The sequence below is a fragment of the Prosthecobacter sp. SYSU 5D2 genome (genome assembly GCF_039655865.1).
In the GTDB taxonomy this organism is placed as follows: Bacteria; Verrucomicrobiota; Verrucomicrobiia; order Verrucomicrobiales; family Verrucomicrobiaceae; genus Prosthecobacter.
Genome location: NZ_JBBYXL010000016.1, coordinates 16,257 through 42,218 on the forward strand (window position 1 = coordinate 16,257; position 25,962 = coordinate 42,218).

22 protein-coding genes are annotated in these 25,962 nt (G+C 60.3%); 15 read left to right on the top strand and 7 right to left on the bottom strand.

Going from position 1 to position 25,962, the window contains the following annotated elements:
* Positions 1–23: 23 nt before the first annotated feature.
* Complete coding sequence (locus WJU23_RS22240; RefSeq protein WP_346334836.1) at positions 24–1,919, bottom strand: AsmA-like C-terminal region-containing protein; 1,896 nt, start codon at positions 1,917–1,919, stop codon at positions 24–26.
* Between the two features lie 238 nt (positions 1,920–2,157).
* On the opposite strand from WJU23_RS22240, the gene WJU23_RS22245 reads away from it, so the two are divergent.
* From WJU23_RS22245 to WJU23_RS22255, 3 genes are all read left to right on the top strand, one after another.
* Entirely contained in the window at positions 2,158–3,045 is an 888-nt protein-coding gene (locus WJU23_RS22245) for a GH25 family lysozyme (protein WP_346334837.1), read from the top strand.
* A gap of 60 nt (positions 3,046–3,105) precedes the next feature.
* On the top strand, positions 3,106–3,660 hold the full coding sequence (locus WJU23_RS22250) for a hypothetical protein (protein ID WP_346334838.1): 555 nt from the start codon (positions 3,106–3,108) through the stop codon (positions 3,658–3,660).
* Positions 3,661–3,837: 177 nt separating this feature from the next.
* Complete coding sequence (locus WJU23_RS22255; protein WP_346334839.1) at positions 3,838–5,250, top strand: serine protease; 1,413 nt, start codon at positions 3,838–3,840, stop codon at positions 5,248–5,250.
* Positions 5,251–5,284: 34 nt separating this feature from the next.
* Here the strand turns inward: WJU23_RS22255 and WJU23_RS22260 are convergent, their stop codons facing one another.
* Positions 5,285–6,688 carry a sulfatase-like hydrolase/transferase gene (locus WJU23_RS22260; protein ID WP_346334840.1) on the bottom strand — a complete coding sequence of 468 codons (1,404 nt, stop codon included), beginning with the start codon at positions 6,686–6,688 and terminating at the stop codon, positions 5,285–5,287.
* Positions 6,689–6,786: 98 nt separating this feature from the next.
* Here WJU23_RS22260 and WJU23_RS22265 point away from each other — a divergent pair, with 98 nt between their 5' ends.
* Positions 6,787–8,049 (top strand): NAD(P)/FAD-dependent oxidoreductase, encoded by a 1,263-nt coding sequence (locus tag WJU23_RS22265; protein ID WP_346334841.1) that lies wholly within the window; start codon positions 6,787–6,789, stop codon positions 8,047–8,049.
* Positions 8,050–8,058: 9 nt separating this feature from the next.
* Here the strand turns inward: WJU23_RS22265 and WJU23_RS22270 are convergent, their stop codons facing one another.
* Positions 8,059–9,348: an acetylxylan esterase gene (locus WJU23_RS22270; RefSeq protein WP_346334842.1), complete on the bottom strand. Its 1,290-nt coding sequence runs from the start codon at positions 9,346–9,348 to the stop codon at positions 8,059–8,061.
* 208 nt (positions 9,349–9,556) lie between these two features.
* Here WJU23_RS22270 and WJU23_RS22275 point away from each other — a divergent pair, with 208 nt between their 5' ends.
* The 4 genes from WJU23_RS22275 to WJU23_RS22290 all read left to right on the top strand — a co-directional run bounded on the left by WJU23_RS22275 (position 9,557) and on the right by WJU23_RS22290 (position 16,408).
* Positions 9,557–12,130 carry a tetratricopeptide repeat-containing protein kinase family protein gene (locus WJU23_RS22275; RefSeq protein ID WP_346334843.1) on the top strand — a complete coding sequence of 858 codons (2,574 nt, stop codon included), beginning with the start codon at positions 9,557–9,559 and terminating at the stop codon, positions 12,128–12,130.
* Positions 12,131–12,135: 5 nt separating this feature from the next.
* The gene (locus WJU23_RS22280) at positions 12,136–13,617 is read left to right on the top strand and encodes a carboxypeptidase M32 (protein ID WP_346334844.1); all 1,482 of its coding nucleotides are present in this window, start codon (positions 12,136–12,138) and stop codon (positions 13,615–13,617) included.
* 18 nt (positions 13,618–13,635) lie between these two features.
* Positions 13,636–15,579 (top strand): ATP-dependent DNA helicase RecQ, encoded by a 1,944-nt coding sequence (locus WJU23_RS22285; RefSeq protein ID WP_346334845.1) that lies wholly within the window; start codon positions 13,636–13,638, stop codon positions 15,577–15,579.
* 91 nt (positions 15,580–15,670) lie between these two features.
* Positions 15,671–16,408 carry a dienelactone hydrolase family protein gene (locus WJU23_RS22290; protein ID WP_346334846.1) on the top strand — a complete coding sequence of 246 codons (738 nt, stop codon included), beginning with the start codon at positions 15,671–15,673 and terminating at the stop codon, positions 16,406–16,408.
* Between the two features lie 37 nt (positions 16,409–16,445).
* On the opposite strand, the gene WJU23_RS22295 is transcribed toward WJU23_RS22290, so the two are convergent.
* Positions 16,446–17,012 (bottom strand): hypothetical protein, encoded by a 567-nt coding sequence (locus WJU23_RS22295; RefSeq protein WP_346334847.1) that lies wholly within the window; start codon positions 17,010–17,012, stop codon positions 16,446–16,448.
* A 54-nt stretch (positions 17,013–17,066) separates the two neighbouring features.
* On the bottom strand, positions 17,067–17,237 hold the full coding sequence (locus WJU23_RS22300; RefSeq protein WP_346334848.1) for a hypothetical protein: 171 nt from the start codon (positions 17,235–17,237) through the stop codon (positions 17,067–17,069).
* 123 nt (positions 17,238–17,360) lie between these two features.
* On the opposite strand from WJU23_RS22300, the gene lpdA reads away from it, so the two are divergent.
* From lpdA to WJU23_RS22315, 3 genes are all read left to right on the top strand, one after another.
* Positions 17,361–18,737 carry a dihydrolipoyl dehydrogenase gene (lpdA, locus tag WJU23_RS22305; RefSeq protein ID WP_346334849.1) on the top strand — a complete coding sequence of 459 codons (1,377 nt, stop codon included), beginning with the start codon at positions 17,361–17,363 and terminating at the stop codon, positions 18,735–18,737.
* A 14-nt stretch (positions 18,738–18,751) separates the two neighbouring features.
* Entirely contained in the window at positions 18,752–19,162 is a 411-nt protein-coding gene (locus WJU23_RS22310) for a hypothetical protein (RefSeq protein ID WP_346334850.1), read from the top strand.
* A gap of 88 nt (positions 19,163–19,250) precedes the next feature.
* Positions 19,251–19,625 carry a hypothetical protein gene (locus WJU23_RS22315; protein WP_346334851.1) on the top strand — a complete coding sequence of 125 codons (375 nt, stop codon included), beginning with the start codon at positions 19,251–19,253 and terminating at the stop codon, positions 19,623–19,625.
* A 60-nt stretch (positions 19,626–19,685) separates the two neighbouring features.
* Here WJU23_RS22315 and WJU23_RS22320 read toward each other — a convergent pair whose 3' ends face one another.
* Entirely contained in the window at positions 19,686–20,213 is a 528-nt protein-coding gene (locus tag WJU23_RS22320) for a hypothetical protein (RefSeq protein ID WP_346334852.1), read from the bottom strand.
* Positions 20,214–20,282: 69 nt separating this feature from the next.
* Positions 20,283–21,398, bottom strand: a complete 1,116-nt coding sequence (gene ychF, locus WJU23_RS22325) for a redox-regulated ATPase YchF (RefSeq protein WP_346334853.1) — start codon at positions 21,396–21,398, stop codon at positions 20,283–20,285.
* Between the two features lie 141 nt (positions 21,399–21,539).
* Between ychF and WJU23_RS22330 the strand changes: the two genes are divergently transcribed.
* The 4 genes from WJU23_RS22330 to WJU23_RS22345 all read left to right on the top strand — a co-directional run bounded on the left by WJU23_RS22330 (position 21,540) and on the right by WJU23_RS22345 (position 25,839).
* Complete coding sequence (locus WJU23_RS22330) at positions 21,540–22,184, top strand: AAA family ATPase (protein ID WP_346334854.1); 645 nt, start codon at positions 21,540–21,542, stop codon at positions 22,182–22,184.
* Positions 22,185–23,771, top strand: a complete 1,587-nt coding sequence (locus WJU23_RS22335; protein WP_346334855.1) for an MBOAT family O-acyltransferase — start codon at positions 22,185–22,187, stop codon at positions 23,769–23,771.
* Between the two features lie 13 nt (positions 23,772–23,784).
* Entirely contained in the window at positions 23,785–24,777 is a 993-nt protein-coding gene (locus WJU23_RS22340) for a hypothetical protein (protein ID WP_346334856.1), read from the top strand.
* Positions 24,778–25,059: 282 nt separating this feature from the next.
* Complete coding sequence (locus WJU23_RS22345; protein WP_346334857.1) at positions 25,060–25,839, top strand: ThuA domain-containing protein; 780 nt, start codon at positions 25,060–25,062, stop codon at positions 25,837–25,839.
* Positions 25,840–25,962 lie beyond the last annotated feature (123 nt).

Sequence of the window (25,962 nt, forward strand, 5' to 3'; positions counted from 1 at the left end):
CTAGGATGAAGAAATAACTGGCCTCACTCCCCCTCGTCCCCAAACATTCCCAGTGCCTGGAACGGCAGCGTCAGGCCTTCCTTCAGCACCTTCCCGCTGAGCTGCACACTGTCCTTCGTCACCTCGGCGGACCCGCCCAGCAGCTTCTTCACGCCGCCTACCGGCCCGTCCGGAGAAACGCGGATGTCATCCAGCGGCCCTCGAATGGTCATGTCCGTCAGCACGTGGCTTAGTGGCAGCGTGATCCGGCCCACCACTCCGCGCAGATTTGCCCGGGCGTGCCCCTCCACCTGTCGGCTGACCAGATCCACCGTCCCTTTGGAGGTCACCGTCACGGCCTCGCTCCGACCTTTGAACGGGTCGATGGTCGCCACCCCGCGTGTCATCGAAAACGTCACCTGGAACGATCCCGCCCCCGCGCGGCCCCGGTCCGGCAGCAATTTCGGGAAGAGCGCATACGTCTGCTCCAGCAGCGGGATGTGCACGACAGGCGCATTCGTCAGCACCAGGCTGCCACTGCCGGTGGAGCGCACCGGGTCATTGCAGATCACCCCGTTATACTCCAGCGACAGGTCAGACTTTTCCAGCCCACCGCCCACCTCCCCCAGCCACGGCTCCAGCCGCGCCAGTTGCAGGGACTTGATCGTCACCTTGGCCTTGCTCAGTGTTTCCCCGTCATAGTTCGCATCCAGAGTGAACCGTCCCTCCAGCATTTTTCCGTTGAGCCCGTCGAATTTCCATTCCCCGTCCTGGTAGGAAAGCCCGCCCGTGATCTCATCCACCTCCACCGGTCTCCCCCGCACCTGCACCACGATCGCCGCCGGCGTCTTAAACTGCGCGCTCGCCAGCGTCCACACCGGCGGTTGCTCGCCCGTTTTCAGTACAAAATCTCGCGCCACGATCTCCGGGAAAGTCTTCACCGTCACCCCTGCAGGCACCTTGTCCGCCAGCGCCGGGAATCCCCGCGCCAGCTCCACCAGATCCGCATTTCCCTGGATCTCCGTCACCGTCACCGTCTTCGTGCTGCCTTCATAGCTGCCTTTAAAAGCATCGCTCCGGCCCCCACCATCGGTCAGCGTACCGCCCATCATCAGCGGCGTCTCCCGCCAGCCGGACCGTGTTAGCTCCACCAGCGCCGCCCCCGTTGTCAGCTTCAGGTCAGCGGCCAGGCTCAGCCCGCCCTGGGACACCTGTCCTTCCACCAGCGCCTCCCGCATCGGCAGGCCCCGCCAGTTTAGCTCCGTCCCGGTGCCCTTCACCTCCGCGCTCCACACCACCGGCTTGCTCTGCAAGTCCGCCGAAAACGCCCCCGTGATCTGAAACTCGCCGCTGCCATCCTCGAAGCGCAGCGTGTTCAGCACACTCCGCAACGCCCGTAAATCCATCTCGAACGCCTCCTTCGGCCCCTCTCCCTTGGCCCCCAGCAGGATTTCCCCCTTCATATCCGTCCTCAGCGCCCCGTGTCGCATTCCCACCTGGGTCAGTTCCAGCTTCCGGTCCTGCAGCACAAAGTCCGTCGAAAAATCCGTCAGCTCCACTGTCCCCTCTTCATCCGTAAAGACCAGCGTCGCCTCCTCCGCCCGCCATTTCGTGATCGCCCGCCGCTCAGCCCAGGCCTTTCCCCACAGCACATCCACATCCAGCCGGCTGATCTGCAGCAGCGGCTGCCCCTCATCCTCCAGCCGGTACAGCGCCGCCTCCGTCAGCGTGATTCCTCCCCACACTGTCCACGTTTCCGCTTTCGATTTCAGCATCAACCCCCGCTCCGCCAGCCGCTCATTCACCTTAGCCTTCGCCTCCCGTACCAGCCAGTGGTGCCCTATCCATAGTCCCCCCAGCACCACCACCAGGACACACACCACCCAACCCAGCCTGCGAAAAGGGGAAGAAACAGAATCAGAAGCAGTAGTCTCAGCCATACCCATCAAATCGAATCCTCTTCCCCAGACACGCCTGCACATCTTCTTTAGACTTTTACAACCCTTCGTGATCAGAGCGGAATCCGTCAGAGGCAGAAGCCCAAAATAAATCTTCGAACAAGTCAGGCTGCGCCAGATTGAGCAACGTTCTCATTCAGGTTGTCTTCCGTGCACCGTCAGGCTGCTGTGCATCAGGGTTGACGCTGTGCGCCTTTCTGCCTGATTCGTCCTCATCACCATGAAACGCCTTTCCTTCCTGCCGCTGGTTTTCCTCCTTGCCCACTGCACCGCTCCACAACCGGGGAGCAATGCTGACAGCCTTCCGCCGGCGGCCACACGCGGCCTGCCTCAGATCATCAACGTCTCCGCCTATGACCCGAAAGAGCGCCAGCGGGAAGGCCGCAGTTATTCGGAGAACGATGTCTCCGCCCTGCGCGCCAACGGCGCCAGCGGCCTCATCGCCCGGGCGGGCAAGGGTGGCAACCTGGACACCAAATGCGCCAATTTCCTCACCGCTGCAGATCGTGCCGGGATGCTGGTGGGCGTTTATTACCGTCTGCAAAACCATGTGGATGCCGTCGCCCAGGCGGACCAGTTTATTAACCGTGCTCAGTCGCTGGCCCGCAGCCGTTCCTGGAATGCTTCCTCGCTGCTCCTGTGTGGAGACTTCGATGCCAACTCCCGCCTCTCGGATATCCTGCGCTTCATGGACAGGGTGGAGTCCCGCACCGGGGTCGTCCCCGTAGCTTATCTGGAAAACAGCGCCCATTTAAAAATCCTCCTGGGAAATGCCGATGCCACCACCAAAGCCAAACTCCGCCGCATGCCCTACTGGCTGGCCCTATACTCTCACGAAAGCGGTGCAGGGCCGCAGTTCCCTGCCCCAGGGAATCCTAAAGGCCTCGTCAACCAGTACCGCGTCTGGTCTGACTGGACCCTCTGGCAGTATGGCGGTGTGGACTGGGAAGGCGGCCGCTCACGCCCCAAGGTGTATAACCACGGCCCCTGGCGTTTCAGTCCCTACTTTGGCAACATGGACCGTCCGCTGGAGCGCAATGTTTTCAATGGTTCTCCTGCCGCCCTCCAGAACTTCTGGAAGCGCCATGGCCTGCCACTCAAGCGTTGAGTTTTGCGGATCCCTCCGTATAAGCATCCACTCATGAACCCTTTGTCCTTGCTCCCTTTCATGACACAAAGCATTCGGCGGGCTGGGACCGCTGCCATGCTGGCTTTCCTGGCCAGTTGCAGCACCCCGAAGGATGCAACGGAACCAGTTGAAACGCTAGAAACGGCGGAAACGTTTTCCTCGCCCGCCGCTGAGACCCCGGCTGCTGCACCTACCGATCCTGCCGTCAGCCTGTCGGAAAGATCCCTCTTGGAAATGACCTTTGAGGAAGCCCAGGCCCTCAGTCCCCAGAACCTCCAGGTCGGCCCCCTATATCGCGTCGCTGCGGATGCGGTGGAAGTCCTCAAAACAGACCGCGCTGGCAACCCCGTCAAGGTGCTTGCCAAGGGCCATGTCTTTTTGGAAATGGACCTCGGTGAACGTGCCACCGGACTCTGCGACGAAGCCACCGTGAGCATCCGTGACATCTTGCTTGAGGGCAATCCCATGGTCAAACAAGGCGTCAACGTCGCCAAATCCACTTCGGAGAAAACCACCATGTTCATCCACTATGACCGCCTCAACATCCGGGGCCGTTATGAGATTGTGAAGCTGGAGGACATGCCCCTGTTCTGAGTTCGGTATAGATCACTCTTCCGGCACCAGTTCATGCTTCAGGGTAAAGGGATCCAAGCCGGGTCCCGATGCCATTTAGCCTACACACATGTCGAAATATTCTTCGTGATTAATTCGTTTATGTCCGAAAGCTGACTAGAATAAGCGGAAAGCATAACCCTTAGCCTGAGTTCCCTTATGTTGAAATATCTCCGCAAATATTCCATTGCCACAGGCATTTTTGCAGCCTGCGCCTTCATGGTGCCATCAGCACCGGCAGATGACGGCCAGTTAGGCAGATTAGAAGTGCAGGATTTCATGGGGAAAAAGGTCTATGAAAATGCACGTGTTATCGGCCCCACCGACAAGGGCTTGAAAGTGGTGCACGATGCAGGCATCTCCATCATCGCCTTTAAAAACCTGCCCCCTCACATCCTCGCCAAGTATCCCCAGACTGAGGCACCAAAAATGGAGGATCTAAAACCCGCCCCTGTCCCGCCGACGACAGCAGCCAAGCCTGAGGGCACCCAAGTGAACCCCGGTGTACCTGGTGCCGCGGTATCCTCTTTTGATCCGAACTGCCTTGTGCTGATCAGGACTGATGGCGGAGCCGGGTCGGGTTTCATTGCCTCCACTGGGGGCAAGAGCTACGTCTACACCAATGCGCATGTACTTTGTGGAACGCCAGGCTCCTTCACGAAAAAAATTGTCAGTATCAAGACCGCCAGCGGGAGAACCCTCCCGCTCCCTCCCGAGTTGGAACTGTCCGACTCCTATGATGCAAATTCTCCTGGCGGACTGGAAGACATCGCGCGCTTTCCAGTGACCTTGCTGGAGGGGGAAACGGCCTATGAAATCAAGCCCTTCGATGTGACAGGATCCATGAACCGCAATGTGGTGGCCTATGGCAACAGTGCCGGAATGGATGTTGTCACCTCCCTCAAAGGCCAGATTCTGGGCCTGGGCACCGACCGGATCGAAATAAGCTGTGAAATCGTCGGCGGAAACAGTGGGGGACCCGTGGTTCTGGAAGATGCAAAGCAGGTCATTGGAATTTCCACTTACCTGTCTGCCAAAGGAACGCGGGACATTTGGAGCAAGAATACCGTTTTTGATGGAGTCCGCCGCTTTGCCGTCCGGCCTGAACAGGTCACCAAATGGCGAAAGATGTCCCTCGGCGCGCTTCTCCATGGTCTCAGTGAGCTTGAGGCCTTTGACCGGGATACTCTGACATTAGCCGCCGCCTGTTATCTGAATCCCAGACCCAATCGCGGCGGATTTGACATGCCCACCTTGTCGAGGGGTGACTTTGTGGTGAAGCAGATCATCATTGATGGCGGGCGTCATCCATTGGGTGCAACGATTTCGAATGGCATTGCCCGTGTCAATCAGCGGCTGGGAGCTTCTTCCTCCACGATATCCATGCAAGGGGTGGTCCCCGTTTTTTCCGAGTTTTTCTCGTCGGTAACACAAAAATCAAATGCGCAGATCACCTCGATACAAATGTCGGACCGGGCTCCCTATGTCCGACAGTTTTTTGCCGAACTCATCGAGACTCGAAAGGCTGTCCATGCCCAGTTTGTGCAAGAGGGCCTAACCCGGTTCAGATAAGGCTTTCCACCATTAAAAGCGTGCCTAAAAAACGTTATAGTTCTGGAAATACTGCCGTCAGGTCCAGCGGATCCTCCATCTTCTTTTGCAGATCGCGGAGCTGCTTGAACAGGGTCTTCACCCGCTCCTTTTGCTCCGCTTGGCCGGCCAGGTCATGCAGCTCATCGGGATCTTCGGTCACGTGGTAAAGCCGCAGTTTTTTGGCCACAGGATAGGCGATGAGTTTCCAACCATCGGCGATGATGGCTCGCTGAAGGTTCAGGTAGGCTCCATAGACAGGGGCTGCGGTGGGTGCGGAGGACCCGTCCCGGATCAATGGCAGCAGGCTTTTGAACTCGACGTCCTGAGGTTTGCCGCCGGCCAGGTCCAGGCTGGTGGCCATGACATCCTGTAGGTAGATGGGCGCGCCCACTTTCCCGGGCTGCACGCCGGGGCCTTTGACCATGAAGGGCACGCGCAGGCTGTGTTCATACATGTTCTGTTTGCCTAACAAACCATGCTTGCCCACGGCCAGACCGTGGTCGGCGGTGAAGAAGATCCAGGTATTCTCCGCCTGGCCGCTGGCATCCAGGGCCGCTAGAATACGGCCGATCTGTGCATCCAGATGAGTGATCAGCGCATAGTATTCGGCCCGGTGCGTCTTGACGGCAAATTCCGTGCGGGGAAACGGGGCCAGCTTCTCATCCCGCAGGGGATAGCAGCCGATCTCCTTTTTATACGGGTATTCCGGCTGATAGCTGGCCGGGATGGCGATGCGGTCCAGCGGATACTTGGACACATACTCCGCCGGTGCCTGGCGGGGATCATGCGGGGCATTGAAGGCCACATACATAAAGAAAGGTTTCGTCTTGCCCAGGCCGCTTTGCAAGAAACCCACGGCATCATCCGCCGTCACCTCGCTCCAGTGCTTGCCGCCCTGCCAGAAGCCGCCCTGGGCGGGATCGGACGGGCTCCAGACATCCGGCTGGCCAGCAATGGGGCGGTTGTACGCCGCCGGTGTATCCTTGGGCATCCCTCCACGGACATTGGCGGTGCGGCCGAAACACTTGTCCGCAGGCACCGCCACATGCCACTTGCCAGTCATCAGGGTTTCATATCCGTGGGCCGCCATGCGCTGGGACCACATCTGGCCCTCCTTTTGCGCCTGTGGAAGGTTCACCTGCTGCGCCCGCCACACATGCTTGCCGGTATTCAGCATGGTGCGGCTGGCCACGCAGACTGCTCCGCTCCAGGAGCCCATGTTATACGCATGGGTGAAGACTTTGCTTCTCTCCGCCAGTCGGTCCAGGTTCGGCGTCTCAATGTCCGTTTTTTCAAAATGGCGGACTGCATCATAAGTATAGTCATCGGCAAAGAGGAACAGGATGTTCGGTTTCTCCGCCGCACTGAGGCTGATGGGCAAAAGGCAGGCGCAAAGGACAAGAAGCTTCGAATACATGGGAGGAGTGCAAACGAACGAAACTTCCCGTCATTTCAACCCATCCCGCTGGCGTGCTGTGTGCTTGTCTGAAAGCCGAACTTCATCTATCTGTGCCCATGTCCCAATCCCCCCCGTCTGCTGTGGAAAAGCCTCAAGAGGTGCTCATCCTGGGAGGTGGCTTTGCCGGCCTGTCCTGCGCCAAGGGGCTGGATGATCCCCGCTTTCACGTGACCCTGGTGGACCGCTGGAACCATCACCTCTTTCAGCCCCTGCTCTATCAAGTGGCCACAGCCGGCCTTTCCACCACCGAGATCGCCCAGCCGCTGCGCTCCATCCTATCGGATTACAAGAACGTCACTACGCTCATGGATGAGGTGGTGCGCATTGACCTGGAGGGCAAGCAGGTCATCACCAAGGAGCGCACCCTGCCCTATGATCACCTGGTCATCGCCCTGGGAGCCAAGACAGGGTTCTTTGGCCGCAATGAATGGGAACCCTTCACCTTCGGCCTGAAGAGCCTGGAGGATGCCATGAACATCCGTCGGGAAGTGCTGCTGGCTTATGAGAAAGCCGAGGCCGCCAATGATCCTGCGGAGACGGCGCGGCTGCTGACCATGGTCATCGTCGGTGGCGGACCCACTGGCGTGGAGATGGCAGGCTCCCTGGCGGAACTGGCCAAGGTGGTGCTGCGGGAGGACTTCCGGCACATTGACCCGGCACAATCCAACGTGCATCTCATTGAGGCAGGACCGAAGCTCCTGCCAGTCTTCCCGGACACGCTGACCGACTATACCCGCGAGCACTTGGAGGAGTTGGGAGTGAAGGTGCACCTCAACTGCCCGGTGAAGGAAGTGGGGCAGGGGTATGTCATTGCCGGAGAGCAGCGCATCGAGGCCAACATCATCGTCTGGGCCGCGGGCGTGGAGGCCAGCCCGGTGACCAAGACACTGGCCGGCGTTCCCCTGGACCGGGGCGGGCGCATCCAGGTGCAGCCGGACCTCAGCCTGCCGGACTATCCTCAGGTTTACGCCGCCGGAGATCTCGTCAGCCTCACCGATGTCAATAAGGTACGCGTGCCCGGCGTCTGCCCCGCCGCCATCCAGATGGGCCAGCACATCGCCAAAGTCATCCTGAAGGGCGACCGCATCCCCTATGCCTATTGGGACAAGGGCAGCATGGCCACCATTGGGCGCAAGGCCGCCGTGGCCATGTTCAAAGGCATGAACTTCCGCGGTTTCTTCGCCTGGCTCATGTGGCTGTTCGTCCACCTGCTGTTCCTGGTCGGCATGAGAAATCGCGCCGCCGTCTTTCTGCACTGGGTGTGGTCCTACTTCACCTGGCAGCGCGGGGCACGGATCATCCTGAACCGGGACGAATAACCAAAAGTATCACTGGCCGCGCATGGCCCGCACGTGAGTGAGTGCGGCCTCGGTCATGAACTTGCTGGCCTCAGGGCTGCTTTTGTGGCCCGTCAGCGGCATGGTGAGGATGCTTTTGGGCACCGTCAGCGCATTGTAGGCGGCATAAACGCTGGTGGGCGGGCAGACGGTGTCAATGAATCCCACAGTAATCGCCGCACCCTGGCACTTGGCGCGGCTGGCGAAGTTCACATTGTCAAAGTAACGAGCAGTTTGCAGCTCGGCCTCCACCGGTTTGCCTTCGATGTGGGTGACTAACTTGGGCCAGCCATTGATGCGGCCCACGACGCTGCCCGTGTGATCGCAGCCGGCGGGCACGCCGGCACAGAAGAAGGTGACGCGCTCGTCCAGCCCGGCGGCGGCGAAGGCCTGAAAGCCGCCCTGGCTGCTGCCATAGACGATGAGCGTCTTGCCATCCCACTCCGGCTGCGCCGTCAGGAAATCCAGCGCGCGGATCACGCGCAGGAACATGCTTTTGAAGTAGTTTTTCTCGCGGTCATCCCGGCCCTGATATCGGTAGTTCAGCAGGGCACCGGCCGCCTGTTCGTCATAAAATTCTGTGGGCTTGCCGTTAGGCAGGCCGTGCGCATTGATGTCCATGGCCAGCATGCCGCCTTCACGCGCAGACCACGACAAAATTCCCATGCTGGAGCCGCCCACACCTGCGCCATGGACGAATAAAATGGCCGGACAGCTTTTGGCCTTCGCCTCCTTCGGCCTGCCATAATAGCCGGACACCGGAGCTCCCAAGCAGGTGATCTGCGCATCAAAGGCATCCACATTGGCCACCGTGCTTTTCACTGGAGTGAGAGTGGATTTCATCTCCACCTTGGCCAGCGCGGCTTTTTGGGCGGTCCAAAAGGCGTCAAAATCGTCCGGCACGGGCAGGCTGGGCTGGATCTTCAGCGGGCTGAAGGCGGCCCCGGCCTGGGCGAATTCTTTCTGGCCTGGCAGGCTGAATCGCATCAGCAAAAAACCCGGCTCATCCAGAGTGCCTGTGATGCTGGCTTTGCCATTCTTGATTTCCACCGTTTCTTCCCGCTTCGGCTCCACGCCATCTTTGGACAGAATGCAGATGACCTTGCCATGGGATAAAGATTTTCCTTGTTCAGTTACTTCCAGATCAAACCGGACAGTCTCTCCCACCTCGTAAACAGCCTTTGGCCGGCCGGTCACGGCTTTCAAGGAATAAGCCGGCTTTGGGGCCGTCTGGGCGGCCAGTGGGAAGGCGATGGCTAGAAATAAGAGGCTGCGGATCATGAGCCAGATTCAACGGCGAAATGAAGGAAAGTCTGTCGTCGGGCCTTCGCTCTTTTCTTGAGGAAATCAGCAAGGCTGAACGTTTGAGGTGCCAGGCAAGTCAAAGCGCTGGCTTGACCCTGGCCCGTGCTCGTTGCAAGTTTGTTGTTAAGCGTTAAATCCGCGCCCATCCCCCATTCATCATGACAACCCCCGCCGCACGCCTTGCATGAGTTTGCCGGATATCGCTGGACATGAATTGCAGGACCTGATCGGCAGCGGCAGCTGCGGTGCGGTTTACCGTGCAAGCGCCGGCGGCAAAGCCTGTGCGGTAAAGGTTTTCTCCTCCATGGCCATCAACCGGAAGGCGCTGGCCACGGCCCTCAATGCCCTGCGCCAGGTGCCGCATCATCGCGGTGTGCTGCCGGTGGAAAATTTTAATTTCGACCGCAGTCCCTATTACACAGCCATGCCCTTGGTGGGCATGATGATGAAGGATACCCAGGGCCGGCGGGTGTGGCAGACGCCCACTCTGGAATCCCTCTGCAACCAGCCGAATCCAGAACAGGCCTGGAACTACATCTACCAGCTTGCCGATGCCCTGGCCTGGCTTCATTTGCATGGCATCCCGCATGGTAACCTGCGTCCCGGTAATGTGCTGCTGGAGGATGACGCCGAAGCCAGCCTCCGCCTCACCGACATCGCCCAGGGCTGGGTGGGCGGCATCCACCACCTGGAGCTGACAGACCATTTTGTGCATCTATGTCCCGAGCAGGCGGAAAATCCAGATGGCGTCTTTGCCGGATACGGAGCCAGTTGGGATGTCTATAGCTTCGGCGTACTGGCCTACCGCCTCCTCACCGGCCAGCTCCCCCGTGGAGCCCGGGCCTGGGCGGAGCAGGTGGCCTCTGTCCAGAAGAAAGCGGCTTCCGGCCTGGCTTATGGCATTGACAGCGCCGCCCTCATCACGGCAGTGCGCGCGCAGCCCAAGATCTCCTGGCCGGACACCCCGCAATCCAAGTGGGATGAACGCCGCCGCAACATCATCGAGCGCGCCCTGGATCTGAATTCCGCCGCCCGCTGGACGGACATGCGGGAAGTGGTACGCGAGTTTGAAGTGCTGGAGTCTGATTATTTGCTGGAAGAATCCCGCGAGCAGACCGTGCAGGAGCGCAAGAGGCAGGCGGTCAAAGTACGGTCCCTCCAGGTCGTCACGCTCAGTCTCGTCACGCTGGTGATCCTCATCAGCACCTATGCTTTTATGACCCTGCGTCGTGCGCAGAAATCCGAAGTCACGAACTTGCAAAGCGAGGCGGTTTTAAAAGACGCCATTGAGACACGCGAGGCGGACAAGGCCGCGCTCACCACCCAGCGGGACCAAGCCCTCGCCCAAAAGAAAACGGCCGATGCCAACCTGCAGCACTCGCAGAGAGCGGTGGACCAGTTTCTGACGCAGCTCCTGCAAACTCCCACCAGCAACGAGCTGGACACTGAATTCTCCAAAGGCCAGCTCCGCGATGCCCTCGCCTTTTGCCAGGCCGGGCTTCCTTTGCTGGAGGCCGATCCGGCGCTCGGTGTGGAACGGCTGCGCTCCTATGGCAACATAGGCCGGATCTATCTGCGCATGCGGGACTATGATGAAGCCCGCTCGTATTTGGAAAAGGCCCGCGACCAGGCCGCCATGCTCCTGAAGGATAACAAAGACCACCCGCAGGTGGCTTTGTACCATCAGTGGTTCGGCAGATACAGCCTGCTGCTTTCCGACCTGTCAGATCGCAAAGGGGAAAAAGCCAGCTCCCTGGCCTTCCTCTCAGACGCTACCCACAGCCTCACTGAAGGCCTCGCCGCCGATCCCAAGAACCGTCTGGCCCGCAACGAGTGTGCCCGCGCCTGGATGGAATACGGAAAGCGCATGCTCAGCCATGGCGACCTGACCGAGGCTGAACAGGCCCTGGCCCATGTCTCTGAGGTGCTGGACCCCAAACTCCTCGGCGGCGAGCCCATCCCTGATGAGCAGTTCCTCCTGGCCCGGGCCCAATTTGCCAAAGGCCTGACGCAGCGGGATGCCGGGCGCATCCAGGACGCCCTCACCACTCTCATTGATGCCGTCACCGTCATGGGAGACCTCGTCATGGGCTCCTCCCCGCGCAACCAGGAGCAGGCACTCATGCTGGCGGATGCCTACACGGAGCTCGCGGAGCTGATCGGCAAAAGCATCGGGGCCAAAGAAGCCCGGGAGGCCCATATGCAGGCCATCCCCATTCTGCTGGAGCTTAACCGCCTGCTGCCGGAGTGGACTGAAGTAAAATACCAGCTCGCCAAAAACTACGGCGGCATCGCCCTGCTGGAGCGGGATGCAGGCAACAACACGGAGGCAGTGAAGAAGAAGCAGGACGCCATTGAACTAATGAACGAGATCCTGGAGGAGGAGCCGGACAACCTGCACTTCGGCGTTCTGCAGGCCAAGCTCAAAGGCGAGTATGCGGAGCTGATGTCCGATACCGGCAAGCCCACCGCTGCGCTGCCCATTGTGCAGCAGGCCGTCACCTCTCTGGAGGCGCTGCTTTCCAAAGAACCGGACGCGCGCCTCACGCCGGAGCGCAGGAACCAGGAGATCCAGCTCGCCCAGATGTATGGCGTGCTGGGCCACACGAGCCAGACACTCAGCAAAAAGGACGATGCCAGAAACGCCTTCAGCTTTGCCGTGAAGCGCTGGGAAAAACTCGCCGCCCTCGTCCCTGGGGATGACACCATCCAGCAGGGTCTCACCTGGGCGAAGGATCGCCTCACGAAGCTGAAATAAATCTCATGCCATCCACCGCTTTCGACCAGCTGATCGCCCTCGCCCAAGAGGTCTCCGTTCTTACCTCCACCGAGTCCATGCTTTCCTGGGATCAGGAAACGTACATGCCCGCGCGCTCGCTCAACCATCGTGCCCGCCAGATGGCCTACCTGAATGGCAAGGCCCACTCCCTGGCCACCGGTACCGTTTTCCGCAAACTGCTGGCCAAGGCCGAAACCGAAAAGACCCGCGATGCCAAAGCCGCCGCCAACCTGCGCGAGCTGCGCCGTGACTATGACCGCGCCGCCAAACTGCCGCAAAAGCTCGTTATCGAGGAAAGCGAACTCTGCGCCCATGGCAAAGCCGCCTGGGCGGAAGGACGCAAGAAGTCTGACTTCAGCCTCTTCGCCCCGCACCTACAAAAGCTCGTCACTCTGGCCCGCAAAAAGGCCGATCTGTGGGGTTACGCGGATGAACCTTACGATGCCCTTTTGGAGACCTATGAGCGCGGCGCCCGCACGCGGGAAGTGGCTGAACTCTTTGCCAAGCTGAAGCCCGACCTCACCCAGATCGCCCGGCAGGCGGTGGAGCAGAGCGCCTCCGTGAAGCCTAACCTGTTGCGTGGCAAATATCCCATTGAGAAACAGCAGATCCTCAATGCCGAAGTCGCCGCCAGCCTGGGCTTCGATTTCGAGGCGGGCCGCATTGACACTACCGCGCATCCCTTTTGCACCACCCTCGGTCCTGCCGATATCCGCCTAACCACACGTTATGATGAGGCGGACTTTACCTCTTCCCTCTTCGGCGTCATGCATGAGGCCGGGCACGGGCTTTATGAGCAGGGCCTGCCGGTGGATGACTTCGGGCTGCCCTCCGGCCGCGCCTGTTCTCTGGGCATCCATGAATCCCAAAGCCGACTGTGGGAAAACCACGTGGGCCGCTCCCGCAGCTTCTGGGAAAAGTGGCTGCCACGCACGGCCGAGATCTTTCCTCATCTGAAGAAGATCAAGCTGGATGACTTCCTCCGCGCCATCAACCGCGCCGAGTATTCCTTCATCCGCGTGGAGGCGGACCAGGCCACCTATGACCTGCACATCCTTTTGCGCTTCAGCATCGAGCGCCGCCTCGTCAGCGGCGAGCTGGCCGTCAAGGATGTGCCGAAGGCCTGGAATGAGGAGTTTGAAAGTTTGTTCGGCATGGTGCCTCCGGATGATGCCCACGGCTGCCTGCAGGACATTCATTGGAGCATGGGCGGCCTCGGATACTTCGCCACCTACACGCTGGGCAATCTGAACGCCGCCCAGCTTTTCGCCACTGCCCGCAAGCAGAAGAAAATCGCCACCGCCCTGGATCGGGCCGACTACGCCCCGCTGCTCACTTGGCTGCGCGACAAAGTCCACTCCCAAGGCGGCACCCCCCTCCCTGGTGAGATCATGCTGCATGCCACCGGCAAGCCTACCGACGCCAAATGGCACCTCAAGCATCTGCGGGAGCGGTTTGGGGAGTAATTGCCTTCCTTCTCAGTCATGCCGCACGATCTCACCGCCACACTTCAACAGCATTTTGGCCATAAGGCTTTCAGGCCGGGGCAGGAACAGGTGATGGGGGCGCTGCTGGAGGGGCGGAGTGCGCTGGCGCTTTTTCCGACGAGTGCGGGGAAGTCGTTGTGCTACCAGCTGCCGGCGCTGCTGATGGACGGGGTGACGCTGGTCATCTCGCCGCTGATTGCGCTGATGAAGGACCAGGTGGAGGCGCTGCGGGCGCGGGGGATTGGGGCGGCGCGGCTGGATTCATCGCTGAAGCTGGATGAGGCGCAGCAGGTCTTTGATGACCTGCGCTCGGGCAAGACGAAGCTGCTTTACATCGCCCCGGAGAGGCTGATGAATGAAAACTTCATCGAGCGGCTGAAGCGGCTCAAGATTGCCATGATGGCGGTGGATGAGGCGCACTGCATCTCGGAATGGGGACACAATTTCAGGCCGGAATATCTGCGCCTGGCGCTGGTGGCGAAGGAGCTGGGCATCCGGCCTGTGCTGGCGCTCACAGCCACGGCGACCCCCAGTGTGGCTGCGGACATCCGGCGGGCGTTTGACATCGCGGATGCGGATCATGTGCAAACGTCGTTTCACCGGCCTAACCTGCATTACCGAATCACGCCCTGCCCGGCGGCGAAGCGTAAGGAATATCTCACCAAGCTGCTGAACAAACGCAAGGTGCCCTCCATTGTCTATGTGACGCTGCAACAGACGGCGGAGGAGGTGGCAACGCATCTGCAGCGCAATGGCGTCAATGCGCTGGCCTATCATGCCGGCCTGGCCGATGAGCATCGCCATGCGGCGCAGGACGGTTTCATGACCGGGGAGACGGATGTCATCGTGGCGACGATCGCTTTTGGCATGGGCATTGACAAGGCGGACATCCGCGCGGTTTACCATTACAACCTGCCGAAGACGCTGGAGAACTACATGCAGGAAACCGGTCGCGCGGGGCGCGATGGAAAAGCCTCTGTCTGTGAGATGCTGGCCTGCCAGGATGACTGCATCGTACTGGCCAATTTTACTTATGGCGACACACCGACGCCGCAGGCATTGCGGCAATTGTTGGATCATTTGTTACGCCAGGGGGATGAATTTGACATCTCCATCTATGAGCTTTCCGGCAGCACGGACATTCGTCCGCTGGTCATTGAGACGGTGCTGACGAATCTGGAACTGAACGGACTGGTGCGGCCACTGGGCATGTTTTATTCCAGCTATAAGTATGCCTTTCTCCAGCCGGAGGCGCGCATCCTCTCTGGTCACAAGCCGGAGCGGCAGGCATTCCTTCGGCGGCTGTTTTCCTGCGGCAAACGCGGGCACAAATGGACGACAATCAGCCCCGATGAGGCCGCTGCTGAAATGGAGGAGCCGCGTGACCGCATCATGAAGGCACTGACCTGGCTGGAGGAGGCCGGCGAGATCCAGATGAAGCCCAGTGGTGCCCGCCAGCGCTACCGCCTGTGCGGGGAGCCGGCGCGGCGCGATCCCGACCAGGTGGCGGTGAAAATGCAGGCGCTGTTTGCGGAGCGCGAGACGCGGGATGTGCAGCGGCTCCAGCAGATCCTGGAACTGGCCAGCCAGCGCGAGTGCATCACCCGCTGGCTGCTGCGTTATTTTGGCGAAGAGATGCCCGCCGACTGCGGCACCTGCACGAGCTGCAAGGAGCGGGAGAAAGGGGTGGACATGAGCCAGCCGCGCCCCATTCCCCAGGCGGCCCGTCCCAGCGTCACCACCGAGGATGTGGCGGTGATCCGCGACCTCATGGACGAGCGCCACGCGGCGCTGCGCACGCCGCGCCAGCTGACCCGTTTCCTCTGCGGCATCTCCAGCCCCGCCACCAGCCGCTCCCGGCTGACGCGTCTAGGCACCTTCGGCATGCTGGACCAGGTGCCTTTTGATGACGTGCTGGCGCAGGCGGAGACGATGCGGTGAGGTGATGATTGTGAATTGCGATGGATCGCTTGTATCCCTCCGGCTCCCCTGCCACGTTTGACCGCCAGCAAAACCTTTTTTCAAGCGCCCTATGACCCTCCGCGAGCCTGAAATTGTTGAACTCTCCACACCCTCAGGTCCCATGCGCACGATGGTGCTGCGGCCTGCGGGTCCGGGACGTTATCCAGGGCTGATTTTTCACTCAGAGATTTTTCAACTGACGGCTCCGATTGTGCGCACGGCAGCCTTTCTCGCAGGCCATGGGTTCATCGTCGCCGTGCCGGAGATTTATCATGAGTATCTGGCTGCGGGGACGGTGCTGGCTTATGACCAGGCGGGCTCGGATGTGGGGAACCGGCTGAAGACGGAAAAGTCCGTCGCTGCCTATGATGCGGACAATCGGGCGGTGCTGGACTACCTGAAAGCTCATGAAGACTGCACGGGGCGGCTGGGTTCCTTTGGCCCGTGCATTGGCGGACATCTGACTTACCGCGCTGCCCTGCAGCCAGATGTGGCTGCGGCGGCCTGCTTTTATCCCACCGACCTTCACAAGCGCAGCCTGGGGGCCGGCATGAACGATGACTCCCTGGCCCGCGCGGCAGAAATCAAAGGCGAGCTGATGCTGGTCTTCGGACGTCAGGACCCGCATGTCCCTGCAGAAGGCCGTGCGCTCATCTACCAGACACTGACCGCTGCCGGGGTGAATTTCACCTGGCATGAATTCAATGCCGCCCACGCCTTTCTCCGCGATGAGGGCCTGCGCTACGATGCCGAACTGGCCCGTCAGGCGCTGGGCCTGACGGTGGATTTTTTCCGGCGGTGTTTGTGAGACTGACAGGCAGAGTCACTGCAACCGGTGTGGTGGGCTAATCCTCCGACGGCTCCCACAGCTTCACTGCCCCCGGTAACAAGGCGGAAGCACCCGGAGGAACCAGGGCGATGACGAGGTCCACGGGGATGATGACGCCATCCAGGTCACGGCGGAAGTTGCGCGCGTGGGCATCGGTGATGAGAATGCCGTCCCGCTGGCGATACCAGGTCACGCCGTGGACTTCGGGGTTGATGATGCAGGCATCGTCCACCCGCTCAAAGCCATGCGCAATAAAGAAGTCCGCCGCGTCTTCCAGCGTGGCGGGCAGGTTTTCATCTTCCGCAATGAAGGGCTGCTCCACTGCCATTTGCGGCTCCGCGTCTGTACCGACCACCTTGCCAAGATACTGGGTGCGCATCCCGAAAACATCCGTCATGACCGCCCAGCGGCGCAGGTATTCGGAGGGCAGCGCGGCCCGCATCATCAGACGGCTCTTGTTTTGAAACGTGCGCGGATCCAGCAGCCGGGTTTCATCCATGATGCGGCCGTAAAACCCGGGGAGGGTGTGTTTGACGACGACACCTAATGTCTCGGAGCCAAAAATAGTATGTTCACCGCCCACGCCGAAAACTTCAGACGGGGGGTGGTGGAGACTCGGCCTCAGCCTGCAACTGCGTCAGTTCACCTTCGCGGGCTGCGAAGAGCGGCTGCTTTGAATGCCTGCCAAAACGGATTTGCGCATCTGCTCCCGCGAGACGCGTGGCTGATTGGAGCAGATCGCGAACAGCTTTTTTGGGTCGGTGATGATGACGGCTTCCGGTTTCGTCTTGGATGATTGTAACGCCATTCGGCCGGGATTCCATGCAGAAAATCACCTGCACCGTTTCTCCCGGCGGGGGCAGTCTCTTGTTGAACTCGCCCACCCCCTGCGCTTTTCTGCGCGTATCATCACTCCCCCAATCTCACACTCATGAACTACGACCTCATCGTCATCGGCGGCGGGCCTGCGGGCTACGTCGGAGCCATCCGCGCAGCGCAACTCGGCAAAAAAGTGGCCTGTGTGGAGAATGACCGCGCCGGGGGCACCTGCCTGAACTGGGGTTGCATTCCCACCAAGGCCCTGCTGAAAAACGCCGAGCTTTACCACACCCTCACCCACCGGGCCGAGGAATTTGGCCTCAAAGTGGAAGGCCTCAGCTATGACTGGTCCAAGGTCGTCGGCCGCAGCCGGGGCGTGTCCGACAAGCTGAACAAGGGCATCGAGTTCCTCTTCAAAAAGAACAAGGTGGACTACCTCAAAGGCACCGCCAGCATCCCGGCCGAAGGCAAGGTGGAAGTGACCGCTGCCGACGGCAGCAAGGAAACCCACGAGGCCGCCAACATCCTCATCGCCACCGGGGCCAAAACCCGCGACATGCCCGGCTTCCCCTTCAACGGCACCACCGTCATCGGCAGCAAGGAAGCCATGACCCTGGAAAAGCAGCCAAAGAGCATCATCGTCATCGGCGCAGGTGCCATTGGCATCGAGTTCGCCTATTTCTTCAACGCCTACGGCACCAAGGTGACCGTGGTGGAAATGCTGCCTGACGTGCTTCCTGTGGAAGACACCGAAGTGTCCAAACTCCTGGAAAAAAGCCTCACCAAGGCCGGCATCCGCATCCTCACCAACACCAAGGTCACCGGCACGTCCGAGGACGGCAAAGGCGTCAAAATCACCGTCGAAGGCGCTGCCAATGAAACCCTCGAGGCCGATGTCTGCCTCGTCGCCATCGGCGTGAAGCCCGTGCTGCCAGGCGGCATTGAGCTGAAGCTGACCGACCGCGGCTGGCTGCACACGGACGACAAGTATCAAACCAGCGTCAAAGGCATCTACGGAGCTGGCGACATCATTGGGCCTCCGTGGCTCGCCCACGTGGCCAGCTACGAGGCCGTGCAGTGCGTGGAAGGCATCTTCGCCGGTCACAAGCCGAAGAAGGTCACCGTCTTCCCAGGTTGCACCTACTGCCATCCGCAGGTGGCCAGCATCGGTCTCACCGAGCGCGCTGCCAAGGAAAAGGGCCTCAAGTTCAAGGTCGGCAAGTTCCCTTACGTCGCCAGTGGCAAGGCCCTCGCCGCCGCCGAGCCGGAAGGTTTTGTCAAAATCCTCTACGGTGAGCCTCATGGCGAGATCATCGGCGCCCACATCGTCGGCAGCGAAAGCACCGAGATGATCGCCGAGATCGGCCTGGCCATGAACCTCGAAGCCACCTGGGATGAAATCGAAGCCACCATCCACGCCCACCCGACGCTGAGCGAGATGGTCAAAGAAGCCACCGAAGTGGCCAAGGGGCACCCGATCCACGTTTAACTTCACATCCCTCAATGAAGGCGATCACCGAACACTTGATAGTGGCGGTGATCGCCATTTTTATGGCCTTCGTCGGTTATTGGTTGATGGATAAATATGCCTCCCTAGACTTCGGATGGGGAAGGATGGAATGGACGAAGGAGAGCTTGGGCTGGGCAGTCTGGTTGTCAGTCATCTCGGTTTTGACCTGGCTGTATCTCTACCGGGTGTGCCGCCGGCTTCACTGGTTGGTCATGCCAGTCATGGGCGTTTTCAGCCCGATTATCGGAGCCCTACTCCTTGTCATCCCGTATCTTATTTTTCCTTTTTTGGTCATCTGGATGTATGTCCCGGTAGTCTTTCCGGTGGGCATTGTCACAGGTTTTCTGATCAGTGCGGCGACGCTGCCTTTCCGGCCTCAGAAGATCTTGAGAGGTAACGCGTGAAAGGTTGCCACTTGTTACTGGGGATTGCCAGCCTGGTCGGTTCAGGCTCGGCAGGGTGAATAGGCAAATTAAACGTTAAATGAGTATTATGCAAAACTCACAACTATTCCGCCGCGGTGTTGTTCTCCCTCAAAATCGAGAAGCTGAAGCGTCATTAAGATTGAATGATGTCAGCGAGAATACGCCCGTGCGCTATTTGAAAATCGGGAATCAACAGGAATTCGAATTACTGTGGGGGGTGGGAATTTTCCAGCGTATTAACGCGTACTCAAATGGCCTCATTGATGATTATGAAGAGTGTTTTGTGGATGCCAGTTCTATGCCCGCAGTTCTCAAAGCAATTAAAGAAATCCAATTCTCCAATAACCCGCATGATATGAAAACAGAGCATTTTTTGGTCTCTCTTTCATCCCTGGCTAGTGAAGCCGCCTCGTTGGGACGCCCTCTTCTGTTTGTTCTCTGACAATCGACAGCTTCATCAGTTATTTTTACAAACTGCTCGGTCGTAGCAAGACCGCCCCCTTCACACAAAATTCGCCTTCATTCTCGGCTCCCGAATCAAGGCCGTGCTGAGCTTTTGCGCCTCCTCAGCAGGCAACCACAGCTCCAGTCCAAGACGCAAAACGAAGCGGTTCGGCGTGGCATTGGGGCGCAGGGTGAGCAAGATGTCCACGGCAGTGGTGACCAGTTCGGGTGCCAGCATTCCTTGGGCGTGCAGTTCCTTGACGATGATCACCAGCGCCATCGCGGTGCTGCGGGAGCGGCCGGCCCAGCATTGGAAAACCAGGGGCTCACGGGCGGTGCTGGCCGCATAGGCCAGCAGGCTTTCCAGATGTGTGACGTTCGGCCCCGGCCCCTCACCGCCTGGCGTGGGCAGGGCATCTTCAAAGGCCAGATGACACGCGCTTTTGGCACCCGCCAGCTCCGCCTCGGCATGCAGGGGATCGCGGATGCTCACCACATGCCAGCGGCCCGGGTCCGCTGCCAGAAACGGCCCGACCTGGATGGCCGAGCAGATGGCCAGTTCGCGGTTCAGGCGCTCAATGAACATGGTGCGTCAATTCACGCCCCGTGGCGCTTTGCAAAAAGAGATTTCAGGGCCAAAAGGGCAGGGGACGCCTCACACATTGAAGCGCCATTCCACAACGTCACCGTCGCGCATGACGTATTCCTTGCCTTCGATGCGCAGCTTCCCGGCCTCGCGTGCTTTCGCTTCGGAGCCTAGAGTGACGAGGTCATCAAAGTGGACGATCTGCGCGGCGATGAAACCGCGCTCGAAGTCGCCATGGATCACGCCGGCGGCCTGGGGGGCCTTCATGCCTTTGGTGATGGTCCAGGCACGGGTTTCTTTTTCACCCGTGGTCAGATAAGTCTGCAGGCCCAGCAGGGAATAGACGCTCTTGATGAGCAGGTTCACCCCGCTGTCTTCGACGCCCAGATCGGCGAGATAAGCCTTGGCCTCATCTTCAGGCAATTCACCCAGCTCGCTCTCGATGGCGGCGCTGACGACGGTGGCACTGGCCGCATGGGCATGCTTCACATACTCACGCACCTTGGCCACCTGAGGGTGTTTGTCAGGGTTTTTGGAGGCTTCGGCCAGTTCGTCCTCAGCCACGTTGCAGGCGTAGATGCAGGGCTTGCCGCTAAGCAGGAAAAAGGACTTTAGCAGCTTCTTTTCTTCATCATTCAGCTCCAGCGTCACGGCGGGCTTCATCGCATCCAGGTGCGGAAGCAGTTTTTCGCAAAGCGCGTGTTCCGCCTGGGCTTCCTTGATGCCGCGCTTGGCATCTTTGTCCGTGCGGGACTTGCGCTTGGACACGCTGTCCATGTCGGCCAGGATGAGTTCCGTATTGATGACCTCGATGTCGCGGATGGGGTCCACGCTGCCATCCACATGGGTGATGTCGCCACTTTCAAAACAGCGCACCACGTGCACGATGGCGTCCACCTCGCGGATGTGGCTGAGGAATTTGTTGCCCAGGCCTTCACCCTGGCTCGCGCCTTTCACCAGACCGGCGATGTCCACAAATTCAATGGCCGCAGGCACCAGCTTCTGCGAGCCGCTGAGCTTGGACAGCACCGCCAGCCGCTCGTCCGGGACAACGACGACTCCCTGGTTGGGCTCGATGGTGCAAAAGGGGTAGTTCGCCGCCTCCGCCTTGCGGGTGCGGGTGACTGCGTTAAACAGAGTGGATTTGCCTACATTGGGAAGGCCGACGATTCCAGCTTGGAGCATAAGAGGGTGAGGATAGCGGTCTCCGCCTCAGGTGCGAACGAAAAGTGCGCCTCTTTCACTCCCCACACCGCGGATTTCCTTCATGGAAGCCTCCGCCATCTCCTGCTTGCCCCGCCTTCCGGTCTGGGTCAAAAATGACACATGTCAGTCCCTGCCGCCCACTCCGTCGCCCTCCAGCCAGACTCCTGGCAGGCCGCGCTGGCCCAGGTCTGCACCCATCTCCTTCAGGAAAAAAAGCAGATCCTCCTCTGCATCACGGGCAAGTCCGGCGCTGGCAAGTCCACCCTCGGCAAGCTCATCCGCAAAAAAGGACTCCCCGGCCTGCAGCCCCGGAAAATCGGTGTCATTGACGATGGCGTACTGGCCGTTCCCCTTTTCGGCATCTTCACCCGCCGCATCAAAAGCCGCAGCCGTGAGCGGGACAATCTGGCCCCCTTCAGTCACTTCCTGAAGAACAAAAAGATGGTCGTGTATGTGAACACCAAACCAGAACGGCGACTGGACCGTTGCGACGTGGCCCTGCGCCTACGCCTGCCGGAGGAGATCCGTGAGCAGCGCCTCAATGACCGTGACCACGATGGTGGAATACGTTTCCGCAGCACCGTGAATGCGGATGATGAAGTCGGCATCCAGGCGGATCATGTCTTTGACTTATGCCTGGTGGAGTCTCATGATCCCGCGCCGCTCACTGGCGCTCAATCTTCCATGGTCCTGGTCCCGTTTCTATCCAAAGCGGCCCCGGACATGGCGAACTGGGCCTCTTATGCGGCAGAATGCTGCTCCTAGATGACCTTCACGTCCTGGCAATACGCCCTCTTTCTCCCGCTCGTCGTCCTGCTGTACTGGCCGTTGCCACGGCTCGGTCGCATGGGGCTGCTGCTCGTCGCCAGCTACTTCTTTTATGGCATGTGGGACCTGCGCTTCCTGGCGCTCATCATGGCCTCCACGGGCATTGACTACTTCTGTGCGCGCTCCCTCATCGGCGCACGGGAGTGGCGGGGAAAGGTCCTCCTCACTACTCTCGCCCCCTTCCTCTGGCTCGGTGGCTGCGCCCTTTTTGCCAAGGAATACGTCACCATCAGCCAGGCCAGCCTCATCGTTGCCGCCGTCTTCCCCCTGCTCTTTGTCCCCGTGCATGAGTGGCTCTGGACCCGGCCCGAGCCCGCCCGCCGCCGGGGTTTCCTGTGGCTCAGCATCCTGACGAACCTCGCCGTCCTGGGCTTCTTCAAATACTTCGGCTTCTTCGCTGACAGCCTCGTCGCCCTCCTCGGCTCGGCAGGCATGGATCCTGGCTGGACGCTGCCAAACATCATCCTGCCTGTCGCCATCTCCTTTTATACCTTCCAGTCCGTCGCCTATGCGGTGGATGTGTATCAAGGCAAGGTACAGCCCGCTCCGGACCTGCTCACCTTTTCCGCCTACCTGGCCTTTTTCCCCCAGCTCGTCGCCGGTCCCATCGAGCGTCCGGGCAAATTCATGCCGCAGTTCACCCAGGCTGCCGTCTGGGAGTGGGAGCACCTCCATGCCGGCCTGCGGCTGCTGCTCATCGGCGCGTTTAAAAAAGTCTTCGTCGCGGATAACTGCGCCATCATTGCCAACTACGTCTTCAATCCCGGCTCCACGCCCAATGCCCCCTGGGCGCTGCTTGGCATCGTCGCCTTCGCCTTCCAGATCTATGGCGACTTCTCCGGTTATACCGATCTCGCCCGTGGCTCCGCCCGCCTGCTGGGCATCCGCCTCAGCATGAATTTCCGCTTCCCGTACCTCGCCACCGGCCCGTCGGACTTTTGGCAGCGGTGGCACATCACCCTTTCCAGCTGGTTCCGGGATTACGTGTATATCCCCCTCGGTGGCAACCGCACCGGGCCCACCCGCACCGTGGTGAATCTCTGGATCACCATGCTGCTCGCCGGCCTCTGGCATGGGGCGAGCTGGACCTTCGTCCTCTGGGGCGGATACCACGCCGCCCTGCTCACGCTCTACCGCATCGTCCCCGCCCTCGGCAAACTCGAGACCACCGCCCTGGAGGAAGCCTGCACCTGGCCCCGGCGCACCCTCGCCATCGTGCTCATGTTCACTTTGACCCTCTTCGGCTGGGCCATCTTCCGTGCGCAGACCATGCCCCAGCTCGGAGTCTGGCTACATGCCCTCACCGACTGGACCGCCGGAGAAGACTGGACCAAACCCGCCCTCTGGCTCGTGTTCCACATCCTGCCCCTCATCCTGCTCCAGCTCCTCACGCTGAAACCCCGCGATGAAGCCGAGCTGACCCGCCTCCCCTGGGTGGCCCGTGGCCTCGTCTTTTTCCTCCTCTTCGTCGCCTTCGTCAGCTCCCTCTCCACGGAGCAGGAGTTCATCTATTTCCAGTTCTGATTTTCGCCTCCCGATGCGCGCCCTCACCCGCAGCTTCCTTCTCTTTGCCGCCATCCTCCTCGTGGCGGAGCTCGCCGCCCGCTTCGCCTTCGTCCGCACCATGGAGGGCCGGTTTGACTATGGTTACCACCCCACCGCCGGGTTTGTTGAAACCTCCGATGGCCAGATCGAGCTCCAGCGCTCCGGCGGCCGCCGTTTTTTCCCCCAGACCTTTGCTAAAGAACGCCCCGCTGGCGTCTATCGCGTCATCGTCATTGGCGATTCCGTCGCCCGTGGCAAGGACGTCCCCCTCTCCTACACCGGCCAGCTTGAAAAAAAGCTCCGCGACCAAGGCATCCAGGCCGAGTGCATCAACATGGCCCTCCCCGGGTTCGGTGCCCGCCGCAAGGACCTCGTCCTCCAGCAGGCCATGAAGTACCAGCCCAGCCTTATCGTCCTCCATGTCGGTTTTTCCAATGAATACGAGGACGAGCGCGAGTGGAAGCGCCGGGATGATTTCAACAGTCCCCACCCTAAAAACTGGCTCATGCACTCTCTCGTCATGCGCCAGTTTTATGAGATGAAGACCGAGAAAATCTACTGGCAGTGGCTGCCCAACAGCGTCCGCGACCAGTCCGGTATTTCGGATGCCAACATGGAGATGCAGGCCTCCGAGGACGAGACCATCCAGCGCGAGTGGCAGGCCCGGCTGGAAAAGGTCACCCAGGACGGCCTCCAGCGCCTCCGCGCCGCCCAGATCCCCACCGTTCTCGTCCTCCAGGCCTCCAACACCCGCAAGCCCGACGGCCAGGGCGGCATCGTCCTGGATGATGAACTCCTCAACACCTGGACCGCCCCCCTGGAGAGCGACCTCGTCGCCCGCGTCCGCATGAAAGAAGCCATTCCTGCCACCCAGGTTCAGCAGCTCTATTCCGATACCAACCACGTCCGCCCCGAAGGCCACCGCCTCATCGCCGCCCAGATCCTGCGCACCCTCCAGCAAAAAGGCTGGCTCCCCGCAAAGTAGGTCAGTTGGGCCCCAACTGATGCTTGGAAACCACAGCTACAAAACACCCCGCACCCAAAGAACGCCCGTAGCATGCGCAGTGTGGCACGATAGGCACGCCGCACGGAGCGCGAGTATGTTGATCGAAGCGAAACTACTCGCCTTTCATGGATGATGAAGCCTCCTGGGCAAAACCAGCCTCCGTTGTCCAAGACACCTGCCTGATCACCCTGCAGCAGGGTTCCGCTGCCGGGCAGTTTACTCCGTAAATCACGCTCGCAGCTCACGTATTCGTCCTCCACCATGAAGTCCCTCCTTCTCACCCTCGCCTGCCTCCTCGGCCTCACCACGCCGCTGTCCGCGCAGTCACCCGCCCACATCGTCATCATGGTGGTGGAGGAAGAATACAACTACGACGCCCCCACCACCATGGGCGACTTCGCCGCCAAGGACCTCCGCCCCCTCGGCCACAAGGTCACCGTCATTCTTGGCGACCAGCCCGAAAAACACCACTTCCCTGGCCTGATTGAGGCCCTGAAGGACGCTGATCTCCTTATCCTCTTCTCCCGCCGCCGCTTCCCGCCGAAGGAGCAGCTTGCCGCCATCCGCGCCCACCTGGATGCGGGCAAGCCCCTCCTCGGCATCCGCACCGCCAACCACGCCTTCATCCCCGTCCCCACGGAAACCGTCACCGATCCCGCCCTCGCCACCTGGCCCGAGTTCAACCCCGAAGTCCTCGGTGGCCAGAACACCGGCTACGAAACCAAAGGCCTGCCTTACAGCGTCAGCATCGCCCCCGGCGCAGAAAGCAGTCCCCTCCTCCAGGGGGTAAACCCCGCCACGATCCAGGGCCACAAATCCCTCTACAAAGTCCTGCCCCTCGCCGCCGATACCACCCCCCTGCTCATCGGCACCGCCCAGTCCCCCAGCACCACCCCGCCCCAGCCCGTCGCCTGGACCCGCCACCACGGCCCAAACAAAGCCCCCATCTTCTACACCAGCCTCGGTGCCGCCGATGACATGAAGATCCCCGCCGTCCGCCAGCTCCTGCTCAATGGCGTCAAATGGACCCTGGGCCGCTGAGTGAAAACAAAGTCGAGTGGCCCATCGCCCCAGAACATTGCCCTGGTCAATAACGTCTTGTTGCTGACAGCAAACAGGCACGATTTCATACAGGTGCCAGGGCTGCGGTTTGAAAACTGGCGC

Coding starts and splice junctions, on each gene's coding strand:
- WJU23_RS22240 (WP_346334836.1), bottom strand. CDS start 1,919: ATGGCTGAGACTACTGCTTCTGATTCTGTTTCTTCCCCTTTTCGCAGG.
- WJU23_RS22245 (WP_346334837.1), top strand. CDS start 2,158: ATGAAACGCCTTTCCTTCCTGCCGCTGGTTTTCCTCCTTGCCCACTGC.
- WJU23_RS22250 (WP_346334838.1), top strand. CDS start 3,106: ATGACACAAAGCATTCGGCGGGCTGGGACCGCTGCCATGCTGGCTTTC.
- WJU23_RS22255 (WP_346334839.1), top strand. CDS start 3,838: ATGTTGAAATATCTCCGCAAATATTCCATTGCCACAGGCATTTTTGCA.
- WJU23_RS22260 (WP_346334840.1), bottom strand. CDS start 6,688: ATGTATTCGAAGCTTCTTGTCCTTTGCGCCTGCCTTTTGCCCATCAGC.
- WJU23_RS22265 (WP_346334841.1), top strand. CDS start 6,787: ATGTCCCAATCCCCCCCGTCTGCTGTGGAAAAGCCTCAAGAGGTGCTC.
- WJU23_RS22270 (WP_346334842.1), bottom strand. CDS start 9,348: ATGATCCGCAGCCTCTTATTTCTAGCCATCGCCTTCCCACTGGCCGCC.
- WJU23_RS22275 (WP_346334843.1), top strand. CDS start 9,557: ATGAGTTTGCCGGATATCGCTGGACATGAATTGCAGGACCTGATCGGC.
- WJU23_RS22280 (WP_346334844.1), top strand. CDS start 12,136: ATGCCATCCACCGCTTTCGACCAGCTGATCGCCCTCGCCCAAGAGGTC.
- WJU23_RS22285 (WP_346334845.1), top strand. CDS start 13,636: ATGCCGCACGATCTCACCGCCACACTTCAACAGCATTTTGGCCATAAG.
- WJU23_RS22290 (WP_346334846.1), top strand. CDS start 15,671: ATGACCCTCCGCGAGCCTGAAATTGTTGAACTCTCCACACCCTCAGGT.
- WJU23_RS22300 (WP_346334848.1), bottom strand. CDS start 17,237: ATGGCGTTACAATCATCCAAGACGAAACCGGAAGCCGTCATCATCACC.
- lpdA (WP_346334849.1), top strand. CDS start 17,361: ATGAACTACGACCTCATCGTCATCGGCGGCGGGCCTGCGGGCTACGTC.
- WJU23_RS22310 (WP_346334850.1), top strand. CDS start 18,752: ATGAAGGCGATCACCGAACACTTGATAGTGGCGGTGATCGCCATTTTT.
- WJU23_RS22315 (WP_346334851.1), top strand. CDS start 19,251: ATGCAAAACTCACAACTATTCCGCCGCGGTGTTGTTCTCCCTCAAAAT.
- WJU23_RS22320 (WP_346334852.1), bottom strand. CDS start 20,213: ATGTTCATTGAGCGCCTGAACCGCGAACTGGCCATCTGCTCGGCCATC.
- ychF (WP_346334853.1), bottom strand. CDS start 21,398: ATGCTCCAAGCTGGAATCGTCGGCCTTCCCAATGTAGGCAAATCCACT.
- WJU23_RS22330 (WP_346334854.1), top strand. CDS start 21,540: ATGTCAGTCCCTGCCGCCCACTCCGTCGCCCTCCAGCCAGACTCCTGG.
- WJU23_RS22335 (WP_346334855.1), top strand. CDS start 22,185: ATGACCTTCACGTCCTGGCAATACGCCCTCTTTCTCCCGCTCGTCGTC.
- WJU23_RS22340 (WP_346334856.1), top strand. CDS start 23,785: ATGCGCGCCCTCACCCGCAGCTTCCTTCTCTTTGCCGCCATCCTCCTC.
- WJU23_RS22345 (WP_346334857.1), top strand. CDS start 25,060: ATGAAGTCCCTCCTTCTCACCCTCGCCTGCCTCCTCGGCCTCACCACG.